The following is a 6,957-nucleotide window of genomic DNA, read 5'->3' on the forward strand; positions in this document are numbered from 1 at the left end:
AAGACGACGCCCTCTTCGCTCTGTAAGCTCTGGGCGCCGATCCGGATGCCGCGCAGGCTGCGGTCTGCCATTGTGTGGTCCTCTCGTCGCTATAGAGGTATAACGAAGCGACCTGTGCGGATACTCCGAACGGCGGCCTGAACGGGGGCTTTCACAGCCCGCGAGCGGGCCTTTCACAGTCGATGCACAGCCGGGGAATCGGCCGGTTCACGCCAACGCGTCGAGGGCGATGTCGGCGCGGTCCGTGACGATCCCGTCGACCCCCATTCCGACGAGTCTGCGCATGTCGGAGGGATCGTTGACGGTCCACACGTGGACCTCGACCCCGTGCCGGTGGGCGGCCGCCACGAGCCGCGGAGTGACGACTCGCAGAGCACCTCGACGCTCGGGCACCTGAAGCGCGTCGACGCCCGCGAGGGCGCGTCTCACGAGCCGCTCCGAACGCACCGCGAGGGCCGACAGGAGGCGCGCGACGGTCTCGGTGCCGGGGGAGGTCGCGGGACGGATGCCGCCGCCCGCCTCCGCCGTGCGCAGCGCCTCGCGTCGACGCGCGTCCGAGAAGCTCGTGACGAGCACGCGGTCGCCGTGCTTCGCCACGAGGCGACCGACGGGGGTCGCGGCATCCGCTGCCTTCACATCGAGGTTGAACCGCAGGGTCGGAAACGCCTCGAGCGCCTGCTCAAGCGTGATCAGGCCGCCGCGCGACTCCATGAGTCCCTCGAGCTCGCGCGTCGTCACCTGGGCCACGGTGCGCGGATCGCCCGTGACGCGGACGAGGCTCTCGTCGTGGAACAGCACGACGGTTCCGTCGGCGGTGAGGTGGCAGTCCGACTCGACATAGGTCACCCCGGCTGCGTGCGCGGCGGCGACGGCCGCGAAGGAGTTCTCGACGACGCCGTCACGCGCGTCGGAGGGCACGACGAGACCCCGGTGGGCGAGCACTCGCGGCGCGTCGGTGGCGGTGAACCACGGATGCCGCGCCCCGGGGTCCGGCCGCTCAGGCGCCGGCATCCGCCTCGCGGTTCGTCTCGTCGGTGTCGCCCCCGGCGTCACTCGTCGGCGGAGCGGGCGGGACGGGAGGAAGCGGCGGGACGGGCGGGATGTCCATCTCCGGCAGAGGCGGGGTGGCCGACGCGGACGGGGCGGCATGGCGCTCGCCGGCGAGCCTGCCGCTCACGTCGGCGCGCGCCTCGCTCGCGATCTCGTCCGCCTCCGAGGCGGCTTCGTGCGCGGCGGCGACCGCCTCTTCCGCCGTCGAGTGCGCCGCGGTGAAGGACGAGCGTCGGGGCGTGGAGGAGTCGGCGGCACCGCCACCGCCGCCCGTGGCCCGGCCGGCGAACGCCTGTCCGATTCCGTTGAGCGCCTCGGTGAACTCGCTCGGGATGATCCAGAGCTTGCTCGACGGGCTCTCGGCGATCTTCGGCAGCGTCTGCAGGTACTGGTACGCGAGGAGCTTGTCGTCGGGGTCGCCGACGTGGATCGCGTTGAACACCGTCTCGATGGCCTCCGCCTCGCCTTGGGCGCGCAGCACCGCGGCCTGCTTGTCGCCCTCGGCGCGGAGGATCTCGGCCTGACGCATACCCTCGGCTTCGAGGATCGCCGACTGCTTCGTGCCCTCGGCGGTGAGGATAGCGGCGCGACGGTCGCGCTCCGCGCGCATCTGCTTCTCCATCGAGTCCTGGATCGACAGGGGCGGGTCGATCGCCTTGAGCTCGACGCGGGATACGCGCAGGCCCCACTTGCCGGTCGCCTCGTCGAGCACGACGCGCAGCTGGCCGTTGATCTCGTCGCGGCTTGTGAGCGCCTCTTCGAGGTTCAGGCCGCCGACGACGTTACGGAGTGTGGTGGTCGTGAGCTGCTCGACAGCGCTCAGGTAGTTCGCGATCTCGTACGTCGCGGCGCGCGCGTCCGTGACCTGGAAGTACACGACGGTGTCGATCGACACGACCAGGTTGTCTTCGGTGATGACCGGCTGCGGAGGGAAGGAGACGACCTGCTCGCGCATGTCGACGAGCGGGCGGAGCCGGTCGATGAACGGCACGAGGAGGTTCAGGCCGGGCTGCAGCGTGCGCTGGTAGCGGCCCAGACGCTCGACGATACCCGCGTACGCCTGGGGGATGATCCGGATGGACCGGAAGATCACGACGACCACGAAGATCGCCAGGACGATCAGCAGGACGATGATGAAGATCTGGCCGATGAAGGCGCCGGGATCGACGGTGTTCATGTGGGGAGCCCTTCGTCGGGTGCGGGGGGAGAGGGCGGGGAAGACGACGCGGCGACCGGCGTGACCTCGACGACTGCTCCGCGGACGGCCGCGACCACGACACGGTCACCGACATCGAGCGATGCGGACTCGTGGCCGGGTGCGAGCAGCGCGGTCCACGTCTCGCCGTTGTCGAGGCGCACCGACCCGTTGCCGTCGACGAAGCGGACGGTCACTCGCGCGCCGAGGCCGGGCAGCGCGTCGACGTTCGTCTTGACGAGCTCGGAGCTGCGACGCAGCGTGCGCAGCAGGAGCGGCCGGATCGTGAAGAGCAGGAGGACGGAGAGCGTCGCTGCAACCGCGATCTGCAGCCACCAAGGGCCGCCGACCAGCCAGACGCCGAGGCCTCCGATGAGCGCACCGGCCGCGAGCATGAGGAACGTGAACTCGAGCGTGAGCAGCTCGATGATGATGAACAACAGCGCCAGGACGAGCCATGCGATCCACGTGTACTGCGTGAGATCCGGCAGCATCGCCCCTCCCGTCCGGTCGGCCTGCTTGAACACTAACACCGGCGGTGAGCGGAACGCCGCTTGATAGGGTCGAGACCGCCCGGCGCCGTGTGCCGCGGCATCCGATTCCCCAGGAGTGCCCCATGTCACAGCCTCTGGCCCCCGACTCGCTGCGCGGCAAGACCGCTCTGGTCACCGGGTCCTCGCGCGGCATCGGCGCCGACACCGCGCGCTATCTCGCGCAGGCCGGCGCAGACGTCGTCATCAACTACCGGAACAAGGCGCCGCGCGCCGAGAAGCTCGCGAACGAGCTCCGCGAGCTCGGCGTGCAGGTGCTCGTCGTCGGCGCCGACCTCACCGACGAGGACTCCGTCGCGGCGATGTTCGCCGAGGTCGAGCGCGCGTTCGGCGGGCTCGACATCCTCGTGCTCAATGCGTCCGGCGGCATGGAGTCGGGCATGGGCGAGGACTACGCGCTGCGGCTCAACCGCGACGCGCAGCTCCGTGTGCTCGACGCGGCACTGCCGCTCCTGCGCGACGGATCGCGCGTGGTGTTCGTCACGAGTCGCCAGGCGCACTTCATCCGCACGACGCCGACGATGCCGGAGTACGAGCCGGTGGCGCTGTCCAAGCGTGCGGGCGAGGACGCCCTGCGCGAGCGCATCCCCGAGCTCGCGGAGCGCGGCATCGGATTCGTCGTCGTCTCGGGCGACATGATCGAGGGCACGATCACCGCGACCCTGCTCGAGCGGGCGAACCCCGGTGCGATCGCCTCGCGCCGCGAATCGGCCGGACGCCTCTACAACGTGTCGGAGTTCGCCGCCGAGGTCGCTCAGGCCGCGGTCGACCCGATCCCCGACGACAACACGCGCCTCGTGGGCGACATCAGCTCGTTCGCGGGGGAGTGATATGCGCGCCGAAGACATCGATGCCCTCATCTCGGTCGGGCGGCCCACGATCGCCCCGGACGCATCGTTCGCGGTGTTCGCCACGTCGCGCCCCGACATCGCCGCCAACAGCAACGTCGGCCAGCTGTGGCGCGTCGACCTGCCGGACGGAACACCCCGCCGCCTGACGCGAGGCAAGGCCGACGGATCGCCTCGGCTGTCACCCGACGGCACGCGCATCGCGTTCACGAGGCTCGATGCCAAAGGCAAGCCGCAGCTGTTCGTCGTCGACGCGACCGGCGGTGAGCCGGTGCAGGCCACGGATGCCCCGCTGGGCGTCGGCGACTTCGACTGGTCGCCCGACGGCAGCTTGCTCGCTTTCACAGCTCGCGTGCCCGAGAAGGGCCGCTACGGCAGCGTGGAGGGCCTCGACGCCAACGCCGAGGCCCCGCGCCGCATCACGGGAGTCCGGTGGCACGCGAACGGCCTCGGCTACATCGCCGACCGCCCCGCACACGTCTTCGTCGTCGCGGCGCCGCAGACGGACTCCGAGCCCTTCTACGAGCCCGCTCCCGCGGTGGTCCCCGAGGGCGAGGAACCGCCGAAGAAGAGGATCGTCGCGGCCGAGGCGACGCAGCTCACGGACGGCCGGCGCTCGCACTCGGGCATCGCGTTCTCGGGCGACGAGATCCTCACGACCGTCGACGAGATCGAGCGCGTGCGTCGCGACCTCCGCTCGCCGCTCATCGCGGTGCGCATCGACGGCTCGGGTGAGCGCGAGCTCGTCGGCCGCGACGCCAACCTCGGCATCGGCGGCGTCGTGGTCGCAGACGACGGCACGATCGCGTTCCTCGGCGACGACGTCGGGCCCGACGGCGTGGACTTCGTGGCGCCGATCACGTCGCTGTGGGTGCTCGAGGCCGACGGCCCGCGACGCGTGACGGATGCGGAGACCGTCGACCTCGGCGAGGTCGGCAGCCACATCACCCCGCTCGGCGACGACTTCCTCGTGCAGGACCGCACACGCGGTCGTGTGCGGTTGCTCCGCGTCACCCGCGACGGTGCCGTGACCGAGGTGCTCGGCGGTGACGTCGAGGTGGGCGGCCATGACGCCGCAGGCGATCGCATCGTGGCCGCCGCCGCGACGCCGGAGTCGTACGGGGAGCTCTTCCTCAGCGGCGGCGGAGCAGCGCCCCGCGCGCTGACGGCCTTCGGCGCGCGGGCGGCCGCGGCGGGGATCGTCGCCCCCACCGAGCTCACGGTGGATCCGCGCGGCGGCTACCCCGTCCACGGGTGGGTCGCCAGGCCCGAGGGCGAAGGACCGTTCCCCGTCATCCTGCAGATCCACGGTGGTCCCTACGCGTCGTACGGCGTGCACCTCTTCGACGAGACGCAGGTGCTCGTCGACGCCGGGTACGCGGTCGTGTACTGCAACCCGCGCGGCTCGGCCGGGTACGGGCGAGAGCACGGACGCAGCATCCGTCAGGCCATGGGAACCGTCGACTTCACCGACGTCATCGACTTCCTCGACGGCGCGATCTCAGCGGACTCCACCCTCGACGGCAGCCGCGTGGGCGTGATGGGCGGGTCGTACGGCGGTTACCTCACGGCATGGGTCATCGCGCACGACCACCGGTTCGCCGGGGCGATCGTCGAGCGCGGGTTCCTCGACCCGACGTCGTTCCAGGGCACGAGCGACATCGGCTCGTTCTTCGGCGACGAGTACGTCGGCACCGACCCGGAGGCGATCGCGCGTCAGAGCCCGATGGCCGTCGTCGACCAGGTGCGCACGCCGACGCTCGTCATGCACTCCGAGCTCGACTTCCGCTGCCCGCTCGAGCAGGCGACGCGGTACTACAGCGCCCTCGTGCGGAATGGAGTCGACGCCGAGCTGCTCGTTTTCCCGGGCGAGAACCACGAGCTCTCGCGGTCGGGCCAGCCCCGGCACCGGGTCGAGCGCTTCGAGGCGATCCTCGACTGGTGGGAGCGCAAGCTCCCCATCGAGACAGGCGCCTGACGTCTCTACGCGAAGAGCCCCCGGAACACGCGGTTCCGGGGGCTCTCGTCGTGCGGGTGTCAGGCGTTCTTGCCGAAGCGGAACGCGCGGACGATGTTGAGCAGGCCGAGCACGATCAGCGCGATGCCCAGGATCAGCCACAGCACCGCGGCGCCCCACGCCGGCGAGAACAGCAGGATGATGCCGGCGATGATGCTGAGGATCGCGAAGAAGATCGTCCAGGCCTTCGAGGCTGCGTCGCCGAGCGTCGACAGCGCCACGATGCCCTCGACGATCCACATGATTCCGACGAGGATCCCGAGGAAGACCGCGAGCCACGCCGTCGTCGCACCGAGGTTGAACAGCGCCACGATGCCCGCGATGATGAACAGCACTCCGAGCAGGATGTGCCCGATGCGCGCCCAGCCGCCCTTGTGCTTCGAGAAGATGCCGAGGCCCGCGTACACGAGCCCCGCCGCGATCGCGTAGATCGCGATGATCGCGGTCACGACCATCGCCGTCTTCGCCGGCCACACGAGGATGAGGATGCCGACGATGACGGCGAGCACGCCGCCGACGCCGAGAGCGGTGCGGATGCCGTTGACTGCCGTCCTGTCGGCTGCGGATGCGGTGGACATACAACGACCTCTTTTCTGGGAATTCCCTGAGAAGGTTGACCCGATCAGACTAGACCCGCGGCCGGGGGAGCGGGCAAGCGATGTCGCGTGTGTCGCGGCATCCGCAATGTTTCGCAATCACCCCTCGCGCGCACGTTCCCGGGGGCAGTACCGTGTGCCTGCAGGCACTCGAGCACGGAGGTGCGCATGGCGGTGTTCTCTCGAGGATTCGGCGCGCGACGGCGTGAGAGCGATGAGCGGCTGCCGCCCGGACAGTATCTGACCGAGGACTTCCCGGTGCTGTCGGCGGGCCCGACGCCGCGCGTGGAGCCGGGCGAGTGGCGCTTCACGATACGGAACGAGAACGGCGACGCGACGTCGTGGACATGGGACGAGTTCATGGCGCTCCCGATCGAAGAGATCACGACCGACATCCACTGCGTGACGCGTTGGTCGAAGCTCGGCACCCACTGGCGCGGTGTATCGATCGACACGCTCTTCGAAGGCGTCGAGACGGATGCCGGGTACGCGATGGCCCATTCGTATGGCGGTTACACGACGAACGTGCCGATGGAAGACCTCCTCGACGGCAAGTCGTGGGTCGTGTTCGAGTTCGAGGGCGAGCCGCTCGATCCCGAGCACGGCGGCCCCGCACGGCTCATCGTGCCGCACCTGTACTTCTGGAAGAGCGCCAAGTGGGTGCGGGGCCTCACGCTCATGGATGAGGACGCCCCCGGGT

The 6,957-nt window shown here is 70.1% G+C and carries 7 protein-coding genes and 1 pseudogene; 3 read left to right on the forward strand and 5 right to left on the reverse strand.

The features are described 5' to 3' along the window. From VFF97_RS16135 to VFF97_RS16150, 4 genes and pseudogenes are all read right to left on the reverse strand, one after another. Positions 1-71 (reverse strand): annotated as a pseudogene (locus tag VFF97_RS16135) (RNA polymerase-binding protein RbpA); the annotation flags it as partial. A gap of 136 nt (positions 72-207) precedes the next feature. Continuing rightward, positions 208-1,011: a glycerophosphodiester phosphodiesterase family protein gene (locus tag VFF97_RS16140; protein ID WP_325034527.1), complete on the reverse strand. Its 804-nt coding sequence runs from the start codon at positions 1,009-1,011 to the stop codon at positions 208-210. After that, positions 998-2,227 (reverse strand): SPFH domain-containing protein, encoded by a 1,230-nt coding sequence (locus VFF97_RS16145; protein WP_325034528.1) that lies wholly within the window; start codon positions 2,225-2,227, stop codon positions 998-1,000. The genes VFF97_RS16140 and VFF97_RS16145 overlap by 14 nt, the downstream gene beginning before the upstream one ends. Next, positions 2,224-2,778: an NfeD family protein gene (locus VFF97_RS16150; protein ID WP_325034529.1), complete on the reverse strand. Its 555-nt coding sequence runs from the start codon at positions 2,776-2,778 to the stop codon at positions 2,224-2,226. Before VFF97_RS16150 ends, VFF97_RS16145 begins: the two co-directional genes overlap by 4 nt. Before the next feature lie 83 nt (positions 2,779-2,861). Here VFF97_RS16150 and VFF97_RS16155 point away from each other — a divergent pair, with 83 nt between their 5' ends. Both VFF97_RS16155 and VFF97_RS16160 read left to right on the forward strand, forming a co-directional pair. Then, on the forward strand, positions 2,862-3,626 hold the full coding sequence (locus VFF97_RS16155; RefSeq protein ID WP_325034530.1) for an SDR family oxidoreductase: 765 nt from the start codon (positions 2,862-2,864) through the stop codon (positions 3,624-3,626). 1 nt (position 3,627) lies between these two features. Further along, positions 3,628-5,622, forward strand: coding sequence for a S9 family peptidase (locus VFF97_RS16160; protein WP_325034531.1), 1,995 nt, complete (start codon positions 3,628-3,630; stop codon positions 5,620-5,622). Between the two features lie 59 nt (positions 5,623-5,681). Here VFF97_RS16160 and VFF97_RS16165 read toward each other — a convergent pair whose 3' ends face one another. Then, a complete protein-coding gene (locus VFF97_RS16165; RefSeq protein WP_325034532.1) occupies positions 5,682-6,239 on the reverse strand; it encodes an HdeD family acid-resistance protein in 558 nt (185 codons plus the stop codon). Between the two features lie 186 nt (positions 6,240-6,425). On the opposite strand from VFF97_RS16165, the gene VFF97_RS16170 reads away from it, so the two are divergent. After that, positions 6,426-6,957, forward strand: a 532-nt coding sequence (locus tag VFF97_RS16170) for a molybdopterin-dependent oxidoreductase (protein WP_325034533.1), incomplete at its 3' end; no start/stop codon positions are given.

Origin of the sequence: Microbacterium sp., from assembly GCF_035687345.1 — a bacterium.
Taxonomy (GTDB): domain Bacteria; phylum Actinomycetota; class Actinomycetes; order Actinomycetales; family Microbacteriaceae; genus Microbacterium.

Coding starts and splice junctions, on each gene's coding strand:
- VFF97_RS16140 (WP_325034527.1), bottom strand. CDS start 1,011: ATGCCGGCGCCTGAGCGGCCGGACCCCGGGGCGCGGCATCCGTGGTTC.
- VFF97_RS16145 (WP_325034528.1), bottom strand. CDS start 2,227: ATGAACACCGTCGATCCCGGCGCCTTCATCGGCCAGATCTTCATCATC.
- VFF97_RS16155 (WP_325034530.1), top strand. CDS start 2,862: ATGTCACAGCCTCTGGCCCCCGACTCGCTGCGCGGCAAGACCGCTCTG.
- VFF97_RS16160 (WP_325034531.1), top strand. CDS start 3,628: ATGCGCGCCGAAGACATCGATGCCCTCATCTCGGTCGGGCGGCCCACG.
- VFF97_RS16165 (WP_325034532.1), bottom strand. CDS start 6,239: ATGTCCACCGCATCCGCAGCCGACAGGACGGCAGTCAACGGCATCCGC.